The organism is Streptomyces rishiriensis (assembly GCF_030815485.1).
GTDB lineage: Bacteria > Actinomycetota > Actinomycetes > Streptomycetales > Streptomycetaceae > Streptomyces > Streptomyces rishiriensis_A.
In genome coordinates this window covers 8,027,156-8,047,447 of sequence record NZ_JAUSWV010000002.1, presented here as the reverse complement: position 1 = coordinate 8,047,447, position 20,292 = coordinate 8,027,156, and the positions used below count along the sequence as shown (strand labels likewise).

Genomic DNA, 20,292 nt, shown 5'->3' with positions numbered 1-20,292 from the left:
ACAGTGCCCGCCGCAGGAAAGAAGGCCGAAGCACAGGCCGGGAAGAAACAGGTGCACCTCGCGGCACAGTTGCCCGGCATCCACAACGTGACCGTGTGGTCGGACTCGCGATCCCGCAGCCAGATCGCCATCGACTCGTTCATCCGACTCGCACAGACCGTCGAACGGGGCAAGTTCGACTTCTTCTTCCTCGCCGAGGGCCTGCGGCCACGCGAACACAAGGGCCAGGTCTACGACCTCGACGTGGTGGGACGCCCGGAAAACCTGACGGTGCTCAGCGCGCTCGCCGCCGTCACCACACACCTGGGTCTGGCCGCCACGGTCAACGCCACCTTCAACGAGCCCTACGACGTGGCCCGCAGGCTCGCGACCCTCGACCACCTCAGCGGCGGGCGTGCCGCCTGGAACGTGGTCACCAGCTTCGACGCGTTCACCGGCGAGAACTTCCGTCGCGGCGGCTTCCTCGCCGAGTCCGACCGGTACACCCGCGCGGCCGAATTCCTGGACGTCGCCCGCACGTTGTGGGACAGCTGGCGCGACGGCGACGTGCGCGCCGACCCGAAGGCGGGGGACTTCCTGCTGCCGGGAGCCGGCCGGTTCGCTCATCGCGGCCCGCACTTCGACGTCTCCGGGCGGTTCTCCGCCCCGCGCGGCCCGCAGGGGCACCCCGTGATCATCCAGGCCGGGGAATCCGATCAGGGGCGCGAGTTCGCCGCGTCCGACGCCGACGTCATCTTCAGCAAGTACAACCGGCTCGACGAGGCGCGCGACTTCTACCGGGACGTGAAGGGCCGCCTGGCCGGGCACGGCCGGGCCGAACACGAGCTCAAGATCCTCCCCACCGCCACCGCCGTCATCGCCGACACCGACGAGGAGGCCGCGGCGTACGCCGACGAGATCACCCGCGCCCAGGTGAGCCCGCAGACCGCGATCGCGCATCTGGAAGCCGTCTGGGGACGAGACCTCTCCGCGTACGACCCGGACGGTCCGCTGCCCGATGTCGAACCCGAGGCCGAATCCCTCGTCCTCGAGGGACACTCGGTGTTCCGCAAGGGCCGCGGCGAGACGGCTCGGCGGTGGCGGAAGCTCGCCGAGGAGCGGGGTCTGAGCATCCGTGAGCTGATCATCGAGGTCGGCGGCGGCCAGACCTTCGTCGGCAGTCCCCGTACCGTCGCCGACGCCATCGACCACTTCGTGCAGAGCGACGGCGCCGACGGCTTCGTCTTCGTACCCCATCTGACGCCCGGCGGCCTCGACGACCTGGTGGACCGAGTGGTTCCGCTGCTGCAGGAGAAGGGCGTGTTCCGCCAGGAGTACACGGGGACGACACTGCGGGACCACCTGGGCCTGAACGCTCCCGCACGCGATACGCGACCCGTGCCCGGCGAACGGCCTGTGCGGAGTGAGAAGGAGGCGTCATGACCGGCACCCCGCTGCATCTCGCCGTCGCCCTCGACGGCGCGGGCTGGCACCCGGCGGCCTGGCGGGCCGAGGGCGCCCGGCCCGGCGAGCTCCTCACCGCCGCGTACTGGGCAGACCTGGTCACCGAGGCCGAGCGCGGTCTGCTCGACTTCGTCACCCTCGAGGATCCCCTCGGCCTCCAGTCCGCCGCCTTCCACCGGCCCGACGAACGCACCGACCAGGTCAGAGGCAGCCTGGACGCGGTGCTGCTCGCGGCCCACCTCGCCCCACTCACCACGCACATCGGCCTGGTCCCGACCACGAACGTCACGCACACCGAACCGTTCCACCTCGCCATCGGCATCGCCACGCTCGACCACGCCAGCAAGGGCCGCGCGGGCTGGCGCCCGCAGATCTCCGCACGGGCCGCCGACGCGGCCCTGTTCGGCCGCCGCACGACGCCCCAGCTCACGGAGGAGGACGTACGCGACCCGGAACTGATAGCCGCGCGGCTGCGCCCCCTGTTCGCGGAGGCCGCCGACGTGGTGGAGGTGGCCCGACGGCTGTGGGACAGCTGGGAGGACGACGCGGAGATACGGGACGCGGCCACAGGCCGTTTCATCGACCGCGACAAGCTGCACCACATCGACTTCGAGGGCACGTACTTCAGCGTGAAGGGCCCCTCGATCACGCCCCGCCCTCCGCAGGGCCGACCCGTGGTGACGAGCCTCGCCCACGCGTCCACCCCGTACGAGTTCGCGGCGGGCGGCTCCGATCTCGTCTACGTCACACCGCACGACCACGCGGGCGCCGAGGCGATCCTCGCGCAGGTCGGCGAGGCCGTGGAGAGGATCGGCAGGAACGAGCGGGAGTGGCCCCTGAAGAAGTTCGCGGATCTCCTGGTCTTCCTGGACGACGAGCCGGGCGCCGCCGCCCGCCGCAAGTCCCGGCTGGACGAGCTGAACGGCGGCGAGCTCGCCTCCGACGCGGAGATCTTCACCGGCACTCCCGGCGACCTGGCCGACCTGCTGCTCTCCTGGCGCACCGCCGGCCTGGACGGCTTCCGGCTGCGCCCCGGCACGCTCCCGCACGACCTCGCCGCGATCACCCGAGGCCTGGTCCCGGAACTGCAGCGCCGCGGCGTCTTCCGCACCGCGTACGACGCCACGACCCTTCGCGGTCATCTGGGCCTCCGACGCCCCGACAGCCGCTACGCGCACCGGCACGACCGTCCGTCCGCCGTCCCGAGTGCCTGACCGTGCGGCCGGGGCAGAACACCACGGTTCTGCCCCGGCCGCATCCTGTTCATGAACGGCACGCCGACCCGTCGATGCAACTCTGCGACGGAACTGCCGCCGACATGACGGCAGTCGGTCAGCCTGCTGCCGGGATCTGCGGGACCTGCGCTCGCGTGAACCCGTGGCTCCGCTCCACCTTCGCCACATGCAGCGTATAGCTCTGGTACCACTCGGCCTGCCCGCGCTTCTGCGCCGCGCGGTGCTCGACGTTGCGCCGCCACTCCGTGAGGGCGTCGGCGTCGCGGAAGTACCCGACGGTGATGCCCAGTCCGCCAGGAGTCTGGGCGTGGTCCATCCCCAGGAACCCGGGGACGTCCTTCACCAGGTCTTCCATGCGTGCGTTGGTCTCGCTGTAACCGCTCTGCTCCTGGGTCCGCACCGTAGTGAACACAGCCGCGTAGTAAGGGGGTTCAAAGGCCTCGACGGGCGTGACAGGCGCTTCGGAGTGATTGCTCATGGCGTCACCGTAAGGCGGGAGGTGCCAAGCGATCCAGCGTCTTTCCGAACGAGACACATGGCGCAGGGCCCTCGGCCGAAGCCGCCCGAGTGCCCCCTCCTCCCGGGTGAGCGATGTGCCGCCCCGACACGGACCGCGGCAGCGGCGCCCGATTTCGCGGTTCGGACGCCGCTGCCGCTCACCTTCAGGCCGGTGAGGTGACCACCCGGCCAAGATGCCGGGCGAAGAACCGGACCGCGCTGTCGGCCTCGAACCTGGGGAAGTCGACGTGCTTGCCCGCGTTGGCGTGCAACGTCTTCTCCTTCGACGCGAAGGCGTCGAACAGCGCGAGACCGGCTTCGCGCGGGATGCGCTCGTCGTCCCACTGCAGCCCGAACTCGATCGGGACGGTGATCCGGCGCGCCGTCTCGACCAGGGCATCGGGCCACATCAGGCCGAAGACCGCGGCCGTGATCCTGGGCTCGACCGCCACCAGCGGCACCCCGATCGCGGTGCCCAGGCCGATGCCGAAGTAGCCCACCGGCCCGTCGGCGCCGATCTCGGGACGTTGCTGAAGGGCGTCGAGGGTCGCCTGCCACTCGGGCACGGCGAGCTCCGCCAGACGGGCGTTGTAGCGAACGACGACCGGGCCTTCCGGCTCGCCCGCCGCCTGCGCCCTGCGCAGCTCGGCGATCTCCTGCTCGTCGTGCGCGGTGCGCGGCCGGTCGCCGTGGCCGGGCGCGTCGATGACGGCGGCATGGAAGCCGCAGCCGGTCACGAGAAGACGAGCGCGTCCCGCCATCGCCGGATGCCTCTTGTGGTTGCCGCCGCCGTGGCCCAGCAGGACCAGGGGCGCGCCATCGGCGCCGGAGGCCGGCGACCACAGAACGCCGGGGACCTCGCCCACGGTGAAGTCGCGCTCGACCATGCCGTTCGAGGACGACTCGGCGGTGAACTGCGGAGAGTGCACAGGTGTTGCCTTTCGGAAGGGCCTAGTTGTCGAGGCGCTCCCGGCGACACCTACGTCAATCGCCGGCCGTGAAGGGAGGGGGGAGCACCCATGTCGATACAGCGTTCATGGATCTCACCTCCTCGGGCGGTGTCACGGTCCACCGCAAGCTACCAGGCCGATCAGCGTCGCTCGACCCCTTTTCCTCACCGCTGATCACCCCTCCCGGCAGGCCCCTTGCTCACCCACTGTCCGGACTCTTTCGGGTCCTGCCCGCCCCCGGGGCGGCCGGGGCACGGGCGTCGTCGCCGTGCCAGGCACAGCACAGGACCGTCGCATCGTCCTCGAGCCGCCCGTCGTGGTAGTGGAGGACCGAGTGGATCAGGCGACGCAGGGTTTCGGGCAGCGGAATGTCGTCGGCGTGCTGACGGACGATGAAGTCGACGAAGCGCTCGCGTCCGAACAGATGCCCCTTCGCGTCACGGGCTTCGGTGATGCCGTCGGTATAGAACAGCAGCCGGTCACCGGGTTCGAGCTGCTCCTGGCAGACGACTGCGCGCAGGCCGAGGTCGGTGCCCATCGGATGGGTGGGTCGACAGGCCAGGGTGGTGGTCCAGCGGCCACCGCGGATCAGCACCGGCGGCGGGTGGCCGTAGTTGATCCAGCTCAGTCGGCCGGTGGTGAGATGAAGGTCGGCGAGGATGCCGGTGGCGTAGCGACTGTGGTCGAACTGCTCGAGCAGGGCGGCCTCCACAGCGTCCCCGGCCTCGCTGAGGCCCGCTCCGCGTCGGCGGTGGCTGCGGCAGGTCGCGATGGCAAGATTCGCGGTCAGCCCGGCCCCGGTGTCGTGCCCCATGGCGTCGAAGACGGCCAGATGGAGGGTATCCTCCGCCAGCGCGTAGTCGAAGGCGTCGCCGGCCGTCTCGTAGGCCGGTTCCATCGCCGCGGCGATCGTCACTCTGCCGTCGGAGAACGTCTGGGGCGGCATCAACGTCCACTGCATCTCCGCGGACGGACTCATCGGCCGGATACGGGTCAGCCGGGCGTAGGAATCGCTGTAGCTGCGTTTGGAGACCAGGAGCAGCCCCACCAGGGACGCGAGATCCTGCCGCGCCTCGCCGCCGGCCGCACCGTCCGCGGTGGTGTCGACGCGCAGGACGCCCAGGCGTTCGGTGCCGTCCACCACCGGCACCCAGTGCCGTCCCCGGCCGTCCGAGAGGGCACCGCCCAGACCCTTCTGATAGGCCCGGCCCGCCAGGGTGCCGTCGATGCGCAGCTCCTCGCCCCCCTGCCCCGCGTTGACGCCCCGACCGGTCACCTCACGCAGCACGTCCTCCTGCAGGTCGGCCAGGAAAATGCTGGTCCGGCCCAGGCCCGCGCGCTCGGCATGGGCGGCCACCACGGCGGGCATCTGCTCGAACGCCATCAGATGACTGGCCCGGGTCAGCGCGGTCAGCATCCGCGCCGGATCTTCGTACACTGCCACAGCAGAACCCCATCCAAAGGGGACTGCCCGCGTCCGTCGACCCACAAGAGGACCGACATGCGCACGGCAGACGACGAGAAGCCCATCCGGCTGTCACCGCCAGCGTACGCCGCTGCCACGCACCCCCGGCAACCGGCTGCACCTCGCGGAGGAACAGCCGGTGTCCGGCGAGGGCCGCCGCGACCGCCGGACGGTCAGCCGGCACAGCTGCCGACCGCCGCCCGCCGACGACCACCGCAGCCCTGCGGCAACCTGCGATGCCGGCTCCGCGACCAGCGGCCGGTCTCGACGGGTACCTCGACGGCCACGGCAACGCGAGCTCCGTTGCTCCGTCCGGGTGGCCCGGTCACGCGATCGGCCGATGCTCGACTACTCCGGGCGTGAACGCCGTCCCTCTCACCGCGAGGATGTCGAGTGGCTGACGTCAAGGCGTGAGCGAACCGCGAGCATCGAGAGACGGACCACCTTTGAGCACCCTCGACGAATCCCAACCCCACGGTGCACCGGCAGCAGCCGAGGACGCGTACCAGAACGAACTGCCGGTGAAGGGCAGGCAGCCCGGCAACGTGGTGGTGAAGTGGCTGACGACCACCGACCACAAGACGATCGGCACGCTGTACCTGAGCACGTCGTTCGTGTTCTTCCTGATCGGTGGCGTGATGGCGCTGCTCATGCGTGCCGAACTCGCCCGTCCGGGCCTGCAGTTGATCTCGAACGAGCAGTACAACCAGTTGTTCACGATGCATGGCACGATCATGCTGCTGATGTTCGCGACGCCGCTGTTCGCCGGCTTCACGAACTGGATCATGCCGCTCCAGATCGGCGCTCCGGACGTCGCCTTCCCGCGGCTGAACATGTTCGCCTACTGGCTCTATCTGTTCGGCTCGTCGATCGCCGTGGCCGGCTTCCTCACCCCGCAGGGCGCGGCCGACTTCGGCTGGTTCGCCTACACCCCGCTGTCGGACGCGGTCCGCACCCCGGGTCTGGGCGCCGACCTGTGGATCATGGGTCTGGCCTTCTCCGGCTTCGGCACCATCCTCGGCTCGGTCAACTTCATCACCACGATCATCTGCATGCGCGCGCCCGGCATGACGATGTTCCGCCTGCCGATCTTCACCTGGAACGTCCTGCTGACCGGTGTCCTGGTCCTGCTGGCCTTCCCGGTCCTCGCGGCCGCGCTGTTCGCCCTGGAGGCGGACCGCAAGTTCGGCGCCCATGTCTTCGACGCGGCCAACGGCGGCCCACTGCTGTGGCAACACCTCTTCTGGTTCTTCGGCCATCCGGAGGTGTACATCATCGCCCTGCCGTTCTTCGGAATCGTCACCGAGATCATCCCGGTGTTCTCCCGCAAGCCGGTCTTCGGTTACATGGGCCTGGTCGCGGCGACCATCTCGATCGCCGGGCTCTCCGTGACGGTGTGGGCGCACCACATGTTCGTCACGGGTGGCGTGCTGCTGCCGTTCTTCTCCTTCATGACCTTCCTCATCGCCGTCCCGACGGGTGTGAAGTTCTTCAACTGGATCGGAACCATGTGGAAGGGCTCGCTGTCCTTCGAGACACCGATGCTGTGGGCGACGGGCTTCCTCGTCACGTTCCTCTTCGGTGGTCTGACCGGCATCATCCTGGCCTCGCCGCCGATGGACTTCCACGTGTCCGACTCCTACTTCGTGGTGGCGCACTTCCACTACGTCGTCTTCGGCACCGTCGTCTTCGCGATGTTCGCCGGCTTCCACTTCTGGTGGCCGAAGTTCACCGGCAAGATGCTCGACGAGCGCCTCGGCAAGATCACCTTCTGGACGCTGTTCATCGGTTTCCACGGCACCTTCCTGATCCAGCACTGGCTGGGCGCCGAGGGCATGCCCCGCCGGTACGCCGACTACCTCGCGGTCGACGGCTTCACCGCCCTGAACACGATCTCGACGATCAGCTCCTTCCTCCTGGGCCTGTCGATGCTGCCCTTCCTCTACAACGTGTGGAAGACGGCCCGCTACGGCAAACCGGTCGGCGTCGACGACCCGTGGGGCTACGGCCGCTCCCTGGAGTGGGCGACCTCCTGCCCGCCGCCGCGCCACAACTTCCTCACCCTGCCGCGGATCCGCAGCGAATCCCCGGCGTTCGACCTGCACCACCCCGACATCGCGATGGCCGAAGCCGAGGCCCACGGCGTCCGCGCGTGACCGGCGAAGGTACGCGGTGAGCGGTCCGCCGAAGCGGGGTACCGCGAGCGAACTCGGCAACACGGTGGAGGGATACCTGCTGTGGCAGGCCCGGATCGCGGAAGCGGAGCAGCGTGCGCGGGACTTCGTCCGGCCGATGGAGTGGCTGACGACGTCCCAGCGCACGGAGATCGAATCCCACTACGTCGCCGACAGTCTGCAACGCGCCCGACAGGATCTCGAGCGCGTCGCGGCCCGCAGCCTGTCCCTGCGCGCCGAGTACGAGCACCGCTACCAGCAGCTGCGACGCCGCTGTCTGGGTCTGACACTGACTGTCTGCGCGGTTCTCACCACGGTGGCCATCGTGTTGTCGACGTGGTGAAGGAGCGCCTCGTCCCTCCGCCGGTCCGCTTGCCGCGGACGAACGGGCCGGCCGGCGGGGGACCCGTACACGGTGGGTGACGGTCCCTGTCCTACAGCGTTCGAGCAGGTCGCAGCAGGCGTCAATCCGTCCACTCGTGCGCGTGGCCTCCGCGCCACTCCACCCACCGCGGGTCGTCCAGGACGGCGTCGGGGTCGTGGATGCCCGCGCCCTCGAGGAACACGATCAGATCCTGGTCGCTGTAGGCCACACCGAGAATCTCGTCCCGCCCGTGGGTGTGCGCGGTCACGCGTCGACCGCCCGAACGAGACGGCCGATGCACGGCGATCGGTGCACTGCTCACTCCTCCAGCATGTACCCGACCCGGCCGAATCAGCGAGACCGGCCGTCTCCCTCCCCCTCCGGCAGGGGCTGCGCCGTCCGCTGATCAGGTGGGCGCCGGTGACTGCCGGGAAGCAGGCAGGCCGCCCGACACGCGGCGCCGGTGGTCGGGGCGCCAGGTGGCGACCAGAGCGGCGGCCAGCAGCAGTTCGGCGACGTCCCCGCCGTAGTACATGACCTCCGCGGCTGTTCGGACCTGGTGGATGGGTGCGTGGACGTCCACCCAGAAACCGCCGTACATCAGCTGGGAGATCGCCGCATGGGCCGCGATCGCGACACCGAGGCAGACCAGCCGGGCCCGCACCGACGGCCGCGCGGGCGCCGGGTCGGGACCGGCGATGACGTAGGCGAAGAGACATCCGGACAGCAGGAAGTGTGCGTGCAGCAGCCAATGCGCTGCCGGGTTGCCCATCGTCGCGTTGTAGAGGGGGGTGAAGTACAGGACCACGAGGCTCCCCGTGGACAGCGCCAGCGCGACCACGGGATGGGTGAGCGCGCGGGAGGGTGCGCTGTGCAGTACGGCGGTCAGCTGCCGCCCCCGGGCCGTGGGCAGGGTGCGCAGGAGGAGGGTGACGGGGGCGGCCAGGACGAGCGCGAGCGGCGCGTACATGCCGATGAGCATGTGCTGGACCATGTGGCCGCGGAAGTCCTCGTGCGCCAACGGGGCCACGGGCGGCAGCAACGCGACGCCGAGCAGGACGACGGCGGTCAGGAAGCTGGTCGTCCGCCACCGGTTCCATCCCAGGCCAGGGTTGCGGCGGCCGGCCCGGCGGGCGAGCAGCACGTAGGCACCGGCAGCGGTCAGCAGGAGGAGGGCCGGCAGCAGCCACTCGACGAGGCCGCTGCCCGCGTGGTGCCCGTGGGCGGGCATGTCGTGGTGCATCAGCTGCGCCGGCTCGCGCTCCGACCGGAAGGCGCGTTCTGATCGAAGGGCCGGCCGCTGCGCTGCAGCAGGTAGCCGCCCACGACCAGCAAGGCGCCCAGGACGAGGAAGCCGATGTCCCACCACACCTGGCCGTCTCCGGCGTGGACGTGGTGGATGCCGAGGATGTGGTGGTCCAGGACGCCTTCGACCAGGTTGAACAAGCCCCAGCCGACGAGCATCCAGCCCCACAGCACCCGGGGAGGTCCACACCCGCCGTCGGTTGTGGGTGACTCTCGAGTACAGGACGGCGAGCCCGGTCAGGACCGAGAGCCAGCACACGGTGTGGAAGATGCCGTCCCACAGCGTGTTCATCTCCAGGCCGGAGACGGTGTGGGGGTTGTAGTACTTCACGCCGATGTGGTCCTGGTTGGTGCTGCTCAGCATGTGGTGCCACTGCAGCAGCTGATGCAGCAGGATGCCGTCGACGAACCCGCCCATTCCCACTCCGAGCACTATGCCCGGCAGCTGGATACTTCTGGGCTGCGAGAGCCCGGCCCGCGCCTCGCCGGTCGTAGTGGCCATCGCTCTCCGCTCCTGCTTCTGGACTCCGCTGGAAGTTGCCTCAGTCGCAGGTTCCCCTCTCCGCACCACTCACGCCGTGCGCATGCCCTCATTCGGCCCATCAGCCGCCCGGAACCGGCCACGATCTATGTCACGTCCATGACACGAACGAGCAGAGCAGGACGGTTCGAAATTTCGTGAGTCATTCGGAAAATAGGAGTCTCACGGAGACTAGAGGTGCGGGCAAACATGTCAACCCCGTCGCCGAGCCGCCCCCACGATCCGGCCAAATAGGCTCGGAGATGGTGGCGCAACTGCGTCATCCGGGCAATTGACCTGCGAGGGCACCGGATCAAGCCCTTCGAATGTTTCGGCGCCCATGGCGATTCGTGCGTGAGGTATTGACGGGGAACATAGGCCTCCTATCATCCAGAATGCTCGACAAGCCGATCCCTGTTCGAAATTTCGCATACAGAACAGAGACTCCTCCCCGCGCGAATTTGCGCGAACCAGCAGGGCACCTCCGGACAACTCCAACCACCGACGGCTGGACCACAGAGGGAGAACGCCGCATGCGTGGATGTCATGGACGCATCACATGCTGAGCCATCGGCGCGCACTGACGACCGCGACCGGCCCGGCCGCCGGCGCCCTGCTTCCTCCGACGGCGGCACACGGCCCCAGGGCCGGCTCGGCGGCGCCGTCCGCTTCCCGCGATCTCGAGCTGATCGCGCCCTGAAGTGCTCCTCCGACCGCAGCACCCAACCCCCCACCACCCCACAGGGAGAAACATGAACCCGCTCAAACGGCTCGGCTGTCGCCGAACCGCCGTCCTGGGCCTGCTGGCCGCGACCGTCCTGGCGACACCCGGGACCGCGACCGGCGCGCCCGACGCCGTACAGGCCTCCACCCTGGGCACCCAAGCGGCCCAGTCCGGACGGTACTTCGGCACCGCCGTGTCCGCGGGCCGGCTCGGCGACGGTACGTACACCGGCATCCTGGACCGCGAGTTCACGTCGGTCACACCCGAGAACGAGATGAAGTGGGACACGACCGAGCCGTCCCGCGGCTCGTTCAACTTCGGCCCTGCCGACCAGATCGTCAACCGTGCGACGTCCCATGGTCAGCGCATGCGTGGCCACACCCTGGTGTGGCACTCCCAGCTGCCCGGCTGGGTCGGCTCCATCAGGGACGCGAACACCTTGCGCGTCGTGATGAACAACCACATCACCACCGTGATGAACCGCTACAAGGGCCGGATCCACTCCTGGGACGTGGTCAACGAGGCCTTCGCCGACGGCACCAGCGGCCGGCTGCGCAGCTCGGTCTTCCGGGACGTACTCGGCGACGGCTTCCTGGAGCAGGCGTTCCGCACGGCCCGGACCGCCGACCCGGCGGCCAAGCTCTGCTACAACGACTACAGCATCGAGGACTGGAACGCCGCCAAGACCCAGGGCGTGTACCGCATGGTGCGCGACTTCAAGGCTCGCGGCGTGCCCATCGACTGCGTCGGCCTCCAGGCCCACTTCGGCGCCGGCGGCCCGCCGTCGACTTTCCAAACGACGCTGTCGAACTTCGCCGCCCTCGGCGTGGACGTCCAGATCACCGAACTCGACATCGCGCAGGCGTCGCCGACCGCGTACACGAACACGGTCAGGGCCTGCATGAACGTCACGCGCTGCACCGGCATCACCGTCTGGGGCATTCGCGACAGCGACTCCTGGCGCAGCGGCGAGAACCCCCTGCTGTTCGACCGCAACGGCACCAAGAAGTCGGCGTACAACGCGGTGCTGACGACGCTGGGCGGCACGCCCGCCGCCACGGACGGCACCTCCGACACGCGCGCCCTGCCCGGCCGTTACTCGTGGAGCTCCAGCGGCCCGCTGATCTCGCCGAAGCCGGACCCGACCCACAACATCGCCGGCATCAAGGATCCGACGGTCGTCCACTACGACGGCAAGTACCACGTGTTCGCCAGTACCGCGAGCTCCTCCGGCTACAACCTGGTCTACCTGAACTTCGGCGACTGGTCCCAGGCGGGCTCCGCCACCCACCACTACCTGGACCGCAGCGCCATCGGCACGGGTTACCGGGCCGCGCCGCAGGTGTTCTACAACGCGCCGCAACGCCTGTGGTACCTCGTCTACCAGACCGGCAACGCCTCGTACTCCACGAACCCGGACATCAGCAATCCCAACGGGTGGAGCGCCCCGCGCACCTTCTACTCGTCGATGCCGGACATCATCCGGCAGAACATCGGCAACGGCTACTGGGTCGACATGTGGGTGATCTGCGACAGCGCCAACTGCTACCTGTTCTCCTCCGACGACAACGGCCACCTGTACCGCTCCCGCACGACCGTCGGCCAGTTCCCCAACGGCTTCACCGACACCGTCATCGCGGCCCAGGACTCCAAGTACGCCATGTTCGAAGCGAGCAACGTCTACAAGGTGCAGGGCAGCAACCAGTACCTGCTCCTCGTCGAGGCCATCGGCTCGGACGGCCGGCGCTACTTCCGCTCCTGGTCCGCGAGCAGCCTCGCCGGCTCCTGGACGCCCCTGGCCGCGTCCGAGGGCAACCCGTTCGCCAGGTCGAGCAACGTCACGTTCCCCGCCGGTGCCTGGACCCGGGACATCAGCCACGGCGAGATGATCCGCGCGGGCTACGACCAGACGCTCACCATCCCCGCCTGCCGGCTCCAGTACCTCTACCAGGGCTTGAATCCCAACGCGGGCGGCGACTACAACCTCCTGCCGTGGCGGCTCGGACTCCTGACCCAGGCCAACTCGACCTGCTGACCGACCAAGCCGTGGGGGCGCTTCCGACGGGAGCGCTCCCCACCCTCACCGCCGACCATCGAAAGCATCCCCGTCAGAGAACCGAGGTACCGTCATGCGCCGCAGACTGCTCGCCCTGGCAGCAGCGCTCTCCTCGCTGCCGCTGGCGTTCGCCGCCGCACCGACCGCCCACGCGGCCGACCCGACGACCATGACCAACGGGTTCTACGTGGACCCCGACTCCAGCGCGAAGCGGTGGGTCGCCGCCAACCCCGGCGACGGGCGGGCGCCCGCGGTCGGCGCCTCCATCGCCAACACCCCGACGGCCCGCTGGTTCGGCTCCTGGAGCGGCACCATCGGCACCGCCACCGGCGCGTACGTGGGAGCCGCTGACGCCCGGGACAAACTGCCCATCCTCGTCGCCTACAACATCTACCACCGCGACTACTGCGGCGGGCACTCCGCGGGCGGAGCCTCCTCACCGTCCGCCTACGCGGACTGGGTCGCCCAGTTCGCGGGCGGGATCGCCGACCGCCCGGCCGTCGTCGTCCTGGAGCCGGACTCCCTGGGGGACTACGGCTGCATGAACCAGGCCCAGATCGACGAACGCGAGGCCATGCTCACCGGCGCGCTCGCCGAGTTCAACCGCCGGGCTCCCCACACCTGGGTCTATCTCGACGCCGGCAATCCCGGCTGGGCGAGCGCTGCGACCATGGCCCAGCGCCTCCACGAAGCCGGCCTGCGACAGGCCCACGGCTTCTCGCTCAACGTCTCCAACTACCTGACGACAGCCGAGAACACCGCGTACGGCAACGCCGTGAACAGTGAACTCAACGCCCGGTACGGCTACACCAAGCCGTTCGCCGTGGACACCAGCCGCAACGGCAACGGTTCCAACGGCCAGTGGTGCAATCCCTCAGGCCGCCGTATCGGCACCCCCACCCGACTGGGGGGAGGCGCCGAGATGCTCCTGTGGATCAAGGTCCCGGGTGAGTCCGACGGCAATTGCGGTGTCGGAAGCGGCTCCTCGGCCGGACAGTTCCTTCCCGAAGTCGCCTACAAAATGATCTACGGCTACTGATCCCGACCGGGGACCGTTGGGGCGGGGTTCGCGGCTGCACCCAACGGCCCCGGCGCGGCCGTTGCGCCGTCGATCGCCGCCGCCCGCCGGACGGCGAACGGACTCACCCCGGGTCGGCGTGCACTCGTGGCTGTTCGCCGGTGGTCGTGTTCCGGGGCGCGGCCGGTGTCTGTATGGCGGAGGCGAGGAGCAGCAGCTTTTCGGCGCTGTCCGTGCCGGGATCCGGGTGGTAGACGACGAGCGTCTGGCCCGCCGTGCCACCGATGCCCAGCCTCTCCCGGTTCAGCCGTAGGCGGCCGACCTGGGGGTGGTCGATGTGCTTGGGTGCTCCTTCGCACGCCTCTACGTCGTGGCGGGCCCACAGCCGGCTGAAATGGGGACTGGCGAGGGAGAGTTCGCCGACGAGTTCGATGAACCGAGGGTCGTCCGTATCGGTGCCGACGGACTGGCGGAAGCCGGCGACCATGCCCCCGGCGGCGTCCTCCCAGTCCGGGTAGAGGGCCTGCTCGGCGGGGTCGAGGAACACCGCCCGCAGGCGGTTGGCTCCCGGCACGAGCCGCGGCGACAGCGCGGTCGCCAGGGCGTTGGCGGCAAGGACGTCGAAGCAACGGCCCTCGACGACCGCGGGCAGCGGAAGGGCGGCGACGAGCTTCGCCATGCCCTCGGGCACGGTTTCCCGCCGCGGCCGCGGCCGACGCCGACGGGGTGCGCCGACGCCGAGGCGCAGCAGGTGTGCCGTGGCGTCGTCGTCGAGACGCAGCACCCGGGCGAGGGACTCGAGGACCTGTACGGAGGGGTTGCGGTCCCGGCCCTGTTCCAGTCGCAGGTAGTAGTCGGCGCTGATGCCGGCGAGCATCGCCACCTCTTCCCGGCGCAGGCCCGGTACCCGCCTCATTCCCGACACGGGAATACCGACCTGCTCGGGAGTGACGAGCTCACGGCGGGCGCGCACGTAGTCGCCCAGCGGATTGCGTTCCCCGGTCATCTCCCCACTCTAATTCGCGCGACGGCGCGCGTTCCTGGTCCTGTCACCCCCAGGATCACGGGGGCCCTGGTCCGGTCGGCGCGCGGGGACCAGCCTGGTCCACGGCCCGCCGAGCGGCGGCGACCGCTCGCCGACCCGTCGAGGCGAGGGGCGGTGTGAAGCACAGCGAGGAGCGAAACCATGACGACGTATCTGCTGGTGCACGGTGCGTGGCACAGTGGGCAGTGCTGGGAGAGGGTGGTCCCGTTGCTGGCCTCGGCGGGACATCGGGTGGTCGCGCCGTCGCTGACCGGCTACGGCGACAAGGCGCATCTGCTCAGTGCCGAGGTGGGGCTCGACACCCACGTCGACGACATCGTCGACCTGATCGCCGCCGAAGACCTCACCGACGTGGTCCTCGTGGGACACAGTTACGCCGGGCTGGTCATCTCGTCCGCGGCCAACCGTGTGCCGGACCGGATCGCGCATCTCGTCTACCTCGACGCGATGGTGCCAAAGGACGGCGAGAGCGCGGCCGACGTCATGCCCGTGACCCGGGTCCTGATCGACCTCGCCGAGAAGTCCGGAAGTGGCTGGCGGGTCCCGCCCCTCCCCGAACTGCCGCCGCCCTCAGGTCTGTTCGGGGTCACCGACCCGGCGGACGTCGCGTGGCTGCGCTCGATGCTGTCGGATCAGCCGGTGCGCTCCCTCCAGCAACCGGTCAGACTGGACAACGCGGCCCTGCGCACGATCCCGCAGACGCACATCCACTGCGTCGTCGGCAATCCCGAAGGGTTCGACCGCCGCCCCGTCCACGCGACACAGCCCAACGGCGCCCCGGCACAGGTATGGGAATTGGCGACCGGCCACGACTGCATGATCACCATGCCGGCCGAGCTCACCGAACTCCTGCTCAAGCTCGGCTGACCTGGCGGGGTGTCCGCCGGCGTGGTGCGCAGGTCACGTGAGCGAGGCGGGTCACGACGGCACGGCAGCCGCCCTGTGGTGCATCGTCGCAGGCGGTTCGCGGTGCCGTCCAAGCGGCCGCTGCGCCGAAGCCGTGGGGAGTTCCGGCCGGAGGCGGACCAGGGAGGGGCGGCGGCCGGGCCCATGCGGTGAAGGCAGGCCGGGACGTGGTTCGAGGTCGCTTCGTTCCGCTCCTCAGGAGCGTCTGCCGGTCCCGCCTGCCCACGGTCCCCACCGATCGGGGGAACGGGGTGCGGGGCACTGTGCAAGTGACGCCGATCGGGGAACAGGAAGTCCCATGCGCGCACTCGTCATCAACTGCACCCTCAAGCCCTCACCGCAGTCCTCGAACACCGAGGCCCTCGCCGGCACCGTCATCGCGTCCCTGCAGGGCCACGGGGTGGAGGTCGACGTCGTACGTGCGGTCGATCTGAACCTCAAGCCGGGTGTCGAGACCGATATGGGGGAAGGCGACGACTGGCCCGGCGTACACGAGAAAGTACTGTCGTCCCAGATCCTGATCATCGCCTCACCGACCTGGCTCGGCCGCCCTTCTTCCGTCGCCCAGCGCGTACTCGAACGGCTCGACGCGATGCTCAGCGAGACCGATGACGAGGAACGTCCGGTCGCCTACAACCGGGTGGCCGGTGTCCTGGTGACCGGGAACGAGGACGGCGCCCACCACGTCATCAGCGAGATCAACGGCGCGCTCGGCGACATCGGCTTCACGATTCCCGGTCAGTCCTGGACCTACTGGCACCTCGGCCCCGGCCCCGGCCCCGACTATCTCGACGACGACCGCGGCCACGACTGGGCCGCCTCCACGGGCCGAGCCATGGCCTCCAACCTCGTCCACGCAGCCCGGGCGCTCAACGCGATGCCGCTGCCCGCACCGCCGTCCTGACCTCGCGACGATCGACACGCTGCTGACGCGGGTGGCCCTGCTCGCGATGTCGAACGCCACCCGCGTCGCCGCCGCTTCAGCGGAATCAGCCGAGTCGCGCGATCCCGCGCAGCACCGCGCCGCGTCCGCGGTCAGGTACCGTCCACAGGGTCTGGCCCGTGACTCCCCAGCGCTCCAGCAGCGCATTGGCGGCGAGGAAGCCGCTCGTGGCCGCGCGTTCCATCAGGGCTACGGGCAGCTCCGTGCGGACCAGGTCGCCGGCCACCACCAGTGCGGGGTGAGCAGTGCGCACGGTCGGCCGGTCGGCATATCCGCCGACCGGGAACATCGGGCAGTCGGAGCGCCACTCGTGGCGGGCGTCGACCACGGTCGCCGCCCGCGTCTCCGGGTACACCCGGTGCAGCTGTTCCAGCAGGCGCTTCTGTTCCACGTCACGGACCGGACGGTCCGGCAGGGCGTAGGCGTGCAGTTCGACGACCGATCCGCCGGTGCGGGAGGCCCAGCGCGCGGCCTCGCCCTCCCACCGTTCCAGCACGCTGACGTTGTCCAGGGTTGCGTAGCCACTGGTTCCCAGGAATCCCGGGCGGTCGGCGGCGACCGGGCGGTCGAGCCACAGGCGTGAGACGAGGAAGGGCGGCGCGGTGCGCAGCCTGGCGATCCGCTCGCGCCACGCGTGGTCCCCAAGGCGTGGGGACCGCTCGACCAGGGAGCGCAGACCTCCGGCGTCCAGGGCCAGGACGGTGGAGTCGTAGCGTTCCTCCCCCGCCCCGGAGACGACGCGGAAGCCGCCGTCCGCGGTGGGCTCCACGGCGTCGACGCGGGTGCCGGTAGCCAGGTCGACACCGTGGCCGCGCAGATAGCCGGCGAGAGGATTCCAGAGCGCGGAGGGGAAGGGCTCGGCCGGAACGTCGAACAGGAGTCCCTCGGCCGAGCCGAGGAAGTAGATGTGGAACATCAGGACCATCTCCGCCGCGGACAAGTGGCGGGGGTCGGCGAAGAAGCTGCGGGAGAAGACCTCGAACGCGAGATGGTGCGCCGCCTCGGGGAAGCGGATCGACGCCAGGAATTCGTGTGCGCTGACATCGTCGAGCCGCGTGTAGACCCCGGGAACACGCACGTCCAGGAGGGGCAGTGCGGCGACCGGATTCATGCGGGCGAGGTCACGCAGTCCGAAGGTCGGGCTCAGCGCCACGAATCCGAGGGCGCTCCAGGGCGGAGTGCGCGGGACGTGCCGGAAGCTGTCCTGCATGCCGTTGCCGTGCCGCAGGGGGTAGTCGGGCAGTCCGCTCAGGCGATCGAGGCCCGGATCGGTGCGGCGCAGAAGCCCGCGGAGGTTGTAGTACTGGCGGAAGAAGGCGTGGAAGCCGCGGCTCATGGTGACGGTGCTGCCGTCGGACAGGAGGGTGGGCCAGCCGGCCAGGCGTCCGCCCAGGGCGGATTCGCGTTCGTAGAGGGTGACGCGGACGCCCCGTTCGGCCAGGGCGGTGGCGGCCGCGAGCCCGGCGATGCCGCCGCCCACGACCGCGGTCGTCAAGGGGCGCTCACCGGTGCAGCGCGGTGCCCCCGGGGTGGGAAGGATGGTGCGGGCGCGCCGGTCCCGGCCGCGCCGGGGGGTGGTCGACCGCCGGAACGGGGTCATCCGGCGTTCTCCGCGACGGCGTCCGCTCGGCGGGCGACGACGGTGTGGGTGATGCCGGTCTGCCATCCCGGCAGGGGCAGTACCCGTACGTCGCGCATGCCCGCGGAGCGGACCCGGGCGGCGAAGCGGTCCGCGGTGTCGAACTCCACCACACTGCGCCACAGATGCCGGTAGAGGTCGCCGTCGCCGAGCGCGGTGGCGACGGGCAGGACGAAGCCCCGGCACACGGCCGTCCACACGGCGCGGTGGGCGATGCGGCCGCTGAGGGTGTACTCGTGCACCGCCAGGCGTCCCCGCGGGGCCAGCACCTCGTGCACTGCCGAGAGGACCGCGTCGGGATCGGTGACATTACGGAAGAGATAGGCGGCGAAGACGGCGTCGAACGGGCCGTGCACGCCCGCCTCGGCGAGCCGCTCGGCAGGTGCCCGCACGAACGTCACACCGTCGCGCCATGGTTTGCCGGCGGCGCGCTCGAGCATCCCCGCGGAGGCGTCCACGGCGGTGATCCGGGCGCCGGGGAGGACCGCGGCCAGGGCGGCGGTCGAGGCACCGGTGCCGCATCCGAGGTCCAGGACGCGCAGCCCGGCGCCGCCGTCGGGCAGACCGAGCCGGCGTGCCGAGCGACGAAGGTGGCCGTGGTAGCCGGGGTTGGCGGCGACCAGTGTGTCGTAGCTGCGAGAAGCGTGGTCGAACGCGGCGGCCAGCTCCTCGTCGCGCAACAGGGTCATACGGTCTCCTCGACAAGGTCGTACGGTCTTCTCGACAGGGGCGCGGGGGCACGTCGTCGTGCAGCGGTCATGGCTCGTGGCGCGGTGTACGGCGAAGCCAGGGCAGTTCCGCCGCGCTCCGGAGCATCGGCAGGACGGGTGTGCGGACACCGACGGAGAGGTCCTCGTACAGGTGGGTCTCGCCGTCGAGGAAGCGCAGCAGTCGCTCCATCGGCACCTGGGCGAAGAGCCGGGCGAAGAACGCGGCCCCGTCGACGCGGCCGCTGTCCAGCGCCCGCAGCAACACCGCGTCCATGGCGCGGGAGCGGGCGGAATGGGCGGGTGGTGGCAGGGGGTGGCGTCCCGCGTGCAGGGCCACGCTGATGGCCCGCGTCTGTCGCTGGACGGCGGAGAAGGTGTATCCCGTGGACGGCCGGGTGGCGCCGCCCGCGGCGCCGATGCGGAAGACCGAGGGTGCCGCCCGGCGGGCGAAGCGGGCGTCGGTCATGGGGATCACGCCGGTCTCGGTCGCGGTGATGTCGAAACCGCCGAGGCGCAGCACGTCGTCGGTGTAGTGCCGCAGCGCCTGCTCGTAGGCCTGCCGCGGCAGCACGGCGTCGGAGAACTGGGTGTATTCCACGAGTGCCCGGTGCGGGTCGGTGGGCAGCAGGTATCCGAAGGCGAGTCCCCGGGGTGGCTGCGGGACGCGGAAGTCCATGAGGACCGCGGTGCCGGGGTCGAACACCGGCCGGTCGGTGCGGACGAACCAGCCGCGGAAGTGCTGCAGCAGCGTGGTGCGGGCCGGTGGGAGGCAGGCGAGCGGCCGCGAGTCGAAGACCCAGCGCGCGGTCACGGTGACGGGACGGCCGTCGTCGGCGCGGGCGCGGATCCGTGCTCCGTGGCTGTCGCTGCTCACGGTCTCGACGGCCGCCTGCAGTCGTCGGACGTGGCCGCTGTCGTCCAGCGTGCGGGCGACGTGGCGTTCGAAGTCGTCGGAGCGGAGCATCTTGTAGCGCAGCGGGGCGATGTCGTTCTCGGTGGGCCGGCCGGTGGGGGCGTGCACGCGCAGCCGCTGCCATTCGGCGGTCAGGGCGTCGTCGTAGCGGCCGGCCCCCGCTTCCCAGAAGCACCAGGTCCGGCGCGGCGGACGGAGAGGACCTGGTGGGGCCTCCACCAGCACGGTGGACAACCGCCGTGCCCGTGGGCCGGGGCGCGCCAGGTGGTGGGCGAGGGAGAGTCCGGCCGCCCCCGCGCCCAGCACGGCCACCTCCGCGTGCAGCACCATCCGCTCCCTTGTCGTGCGGCCCGTCGTCTTGCGGCCGGTCAGTGCGTCCGGACC

General features: G+C 70.2%; 17 protein-coding genes and 1 pseudogene. 8 read left to right on the top strand and 10 right to left on the bottom strand.

The window, feature by feature from the left end; translation table 11 throughout:
• Positions 1–3 precede the first annotated feature (3 nt).
• Positions 4–1,422, top strand: a complete 1,419-nt coding sequence (locus QF030_RS37940) for an NtaA/DmoA family FMN-dependent monooxygenase (protein ID WP_307167097.1) — start codon at positions 4–6, stop codon at positions 1,420–1,422.
• Entirely contained in the window at positions 1,419–2,657 is a 1,239-nt protein-coding gene (locus tag QF030_RS37935) for an LLM class flavin-dependent oxidoreductase (protein WP_307167096.1), read from the top strand. The genes QF030_RS37940 and QF030_RS37935 overlap by 4 nt, the downstream gene beginning before the upstream one ends.
• 118 nt (positions 2,658–2,775) lie before the next feature.
• Here the strand turns inward: QF030_RS37935 and QF030_RS37930 are convergent, their stop codons facing one another.
• The 3 genes from QF030_RS37930 to QF030_RS37920 all read right to left on the bottom strand — a co-directional run bounded on the left by QF030_RS37930 (position 2,776) and on the right by QF030_RS37920 (position 5,543).
• Positions 2,776–3,156 carry an antibiotic biosynthesis monooxygenase family protein gene (locus QF030_RS37930; protein WP_307167095.1) on the bottom strand — a complete coding sequence of 127 codons (381 nt, stop codon included), beginning with the start codon at positions 3,154–3,156 and terminating at the stop codon, positions 2,776–2,778.
• Positions 3,157–3,340: 184 nt separating this feature from the next.
• The gene (locus tag QF030_RS37925; RefSeq protein ID WP_307167094.1) at positions 3,341–4,105 is read right to left on the bottom strand and encodes an alpha/beta hydrolase; all 765 of its coding nucleotides are present in this window, start codon (positions 4,103–4,105) and stop codon (positions 3,341–3,343) included.
• Between the two features lie 220 nt (positions 4,106–4,325).
• The gene (locus QF030_RS37920; protein ID WP_307167835.1) at positions 4,326–5,543 is read right to left on the bottom strand and encodes a PP2C family protein-serine/threonine phosphatase; all 1,218 of its coding nucleotides are present in this window, start codon (positions 5,541–5,543) and stop codon (positions 4,326–4,328) included.
• 494 nt (positions 5,544–6,037) lie between these two features.
• Here QF030_RS37920 and ctaD point away from each other — a divergent pair, with 494 nt between their 5' ends.
• Positions 6,038–7,747 (top strand): aa3-type cytochrome oxidase subunit I, encoded by a 1,710-nt coding sequence (ctaD, locus tag QF030_RS37915; protein ID WP_307167093.1) that lies wholly within the window; start codon positions 6,038–6,040, stop codon positions 7,745–7,747.
• A gap of 16 nt (positions 7,748–7,763) precedes the next feature.
• A complete protein-coding gene (locus QF030_RS37910; RefSeq protein WP_307167092.1) occupies positions 7,764–8,108 on the top strand; it encodes a cytochrome C oxidase subunit I in 345 nt (114 codons plus the stop codon).
• Positions 8,109–8,229: 121 nt separating this feature from the next.
• Here the strand turns inward: QF030_RS37910 and QF030_RS37905 are convergent, their stop codons facing one another.
• The 3 genes and pseudogenes from QF030_RS37905 to QF030_RS37895 form a co-directional block, all read right to left on the bottom strand.
• On the bottom strand, positions 8,230–8,451 hold the full coding sequence (locus QF030_RS37905) for a hypothetical protein (protein WP_307167091.1): 222 nt from the start codon (positions 8,449–8,451) through the stop codon (positions 8,230–8,232).
• 84 nt (positions 8,452–8,535) lie between these two features.
• Positions 8,536–9,360, bottom strand: coding sequence for a cytochrome c oxidase assembly protein (locus tag QF030_RS37900; RefSeq protein ID WP_307167090.1), 825 nt, complete (start codon positions 9,358–9,360; stop codon positions 8,536–8,538).
• 11 nt (positions 9,361–9,371) lie between these two features.
• Positions 9,372–9,936, bottom strand: a pseudogene (locus tag QF030_RS37895) (DUF2243 domain-containing protein).
• Positions 9,937–10,706: 770 nt separating this feature from the next.
• On the opposite strand from QF030_RS37895, the gene QF030_RS37890 reads away from it, so the two are divergent.
• Together QF030_RS37890 and QF030_RS37885 are read left to right on the top strand one after the other, a co-directional pair.
• Positions 10,707–12,713: a non-reducing end alpha-L-arabinofuranosidase family hydrolase gene (locus tag QF030_RS37890; RefSeq protein WP_307167089.1), complete on the top strand. Its 2,007-nt coding sequence runs from the start codon at positions 10,707–10,709 to the stop codon at positions 12,711–12,713.
• 94 nt (positions 12,714–12,807) lie between these two features.
• The gene (locus QF030_RS37885) at positions 12,808–13,773 is read left to right on the top strand and encodes a glycoside hydrolase family 6 protein (RefSeq protein ID WP_307167088.1); all 966 of its coding nucleotides are present in this window, start codon (positions 12,808–12,810) and stop codon (positions 13,771–13,773) included.
• Between the two features lie 103 nt (positions 13,774–13,876).
• Here the strand turns inward: QF030_RS37885 and QF030_RS37880 are convergent, their stop codons facing one another.
• Positions 13,877–14,758 (bottom strand): helix-turn-helix domain-containing protein, encoded by an 882-nt coding sequence (locus QF030_RS37880; RefSeq protein WP_307167087.1) that lies wholly within the window; start codon positions 14,756–14,758, stop codon positions 13,877–13,879.
• 180 nt (positions 14,759–14,938) lie between these two features.
• On the opposite strand from QF030_RS37880, the gene QF030_RS37875 reads away from it, so the two are divergent.
• Complete coding sequence (locus QF030_RS37875; RefSeq protein WP_307167086.1) at positions 14,939–15,664, top strand: alpha/beta hydrolase; 726 nt, start codon at positions 14,939–14,941, stop codon at positions 15,662–15,664.
• Between the two features lie 337 nt (positions 15,665–16,001).
• The gene (locus QF030_RS37870; protein WP_307167085.1) at positions 16,002–16,607 is read left to right on the top strand and encodes a flavodoxin family protein; all 606 of its coding nucleotides are present in this window, start codon (positions 16,002–16,004) and stop codon (positions 16,605–16,607) included.
• 85 nt (positions 16,608–16,692) lie between these two features.
• On the opposite strand, the gene QF030_RS37865 is transcribed toward QF030_RS37870, so the two are convergent.
• The 3 genes from QF030_RS37865 to QF030_RS37855 all read right to left on the bottom strand — a co-directional run bounded on the left by QF030_RS37865 (position 16,693) and on the right by QF030_RS37855 (position 20,238).
• Positions 16,693–18,246 carry an FAD-dependent oxidoreductase gene (locus QF030_RS37865; protein ID WP_307167084.1) on the bottom strand — a complete coding sequence of 518 codons (1,554 nt, stop codon included), beginning with the start codon at positions 18,244–18,246 and terminating at the stop codon, positions 16,693–16,695.
• Complete coding sequence (locus QF030_RS37860; RefSeq protein ID WP_307167083.1) at positions 18,243–18,974, bottom strand: methyltransferase domain-containing protein; 732 nt, start codon at positions 18,972–18,974, stop codon at positions 18,243–18,245. The genes QF030_RS37865 and QF030_RS37860 overlap by 4 nt, the downstream gene beginning before the upstream one ends.
• Positions 18,975–19,041: 67 nt before the next feature.
• Positions 19,042–20,238 carry a lycopene cyclase family protein gene (locus tag QF030_RS37855; protein WP_307167834.1) on the bottom strand — a complete coding sequence of 399 codons (1,197 nt, stop codon included), beginning with the start codon at positions 20,236–20,238 and terminating at the stop codon, positions 19,042–19,044.
• Positions 20,239–20,292: the final 54 nt, after the last annotated feature.

Excerpts from the sequence above, each read along its gene's own strand:
- QF030_RS37935 (WP_307167096.1), top strand. The coding sequence starts at position 1,419 with ATGACCGGCACCCCGCTGCATCTCGCCGTCGCCCTCGACGGCGCGGGC.
- QF030_RS37930 (WP_307167095.1), bottom strand. The coding sequence starts at position 3,156 with ATGAGCAATCACTCCGAAGCGCCTGTCACGCCCGTCGAGGCCTTTGAA.
- QF030_RS37920 (WP_307167835.1), bottom strand. The coding sequence starts at position 5,543 with ATGCTGACCGCGCTGACCCGGGCCAGTCATCTGATGGCGTTCGAGCAG.
- QF030_RS37900 (WP_307167090.1), bottom strand. The coding sequence starts at position 9,360 with ATGCCCGCCCACGGGCACCACGCGGGCAGCGGCCTCGTCGAGTGGCTG.
- QF030_RS37890 (WP_307167089.1), top strand. The coding sequence starts at position 10,707 with ATGAACCCGCTCAAACGGCTCGGCTGTCGCCGAACCGCCGTCCTGGGC.
- QF030_RS37885 (WP_307167088.1), top strand. The coding sequence starts at position 12,808 with ATGCGCCGCAGACTGCTCGCCCTGGCAGCAGCGCTCTCCTCGCTGCCG.
- QF030_RS37880 (WP_307167087.1), bottom strand. The coding sequence starts at position 14,758 with ATGACCGGGGAACGCAATCCGCTGGGCGACTACGTGCGCGCCCGCCGT.
- QF030_RS37875 (WP_307167086.1), top strand. The coding sequence starts at position 14,939 with ATGACGACGTATCTGCTGGTGCACGGTGCGTGGCACAGTGGGCAGTGC.
- QF030_RS37870 (WP_307167085.1), top strand. The coding sequence starts at position 16,002 with ATGCGCGCACTCGTCATCAACTGCACCCTCAAGCCCTCACCGCAGTCC.
- QF030_RS37865 (WP_307167084.1), bottom strand. The coding sequence starts at position 18,246 with ATGACCCCGTTCCGGCGGTCGACCACCCCCCGGCGCGGCCGGGACCGG.
- QF030_RS37860 (WP_307167083.1), bottom strand. The coding sequence starts at position 18,974 with ATGACCCTGTTGCGCGACGAGGAGCTGGCCGCCGCGTTCGACCACGCT.
- QF030_RS37855 (WP_307167834.1), bottom strand. The coding sequence starts at position 20,238 with ATGGTGCTGCACGCGGAGGTGGCCGTGCTGGGCGCGGGGGCGGCCGGA.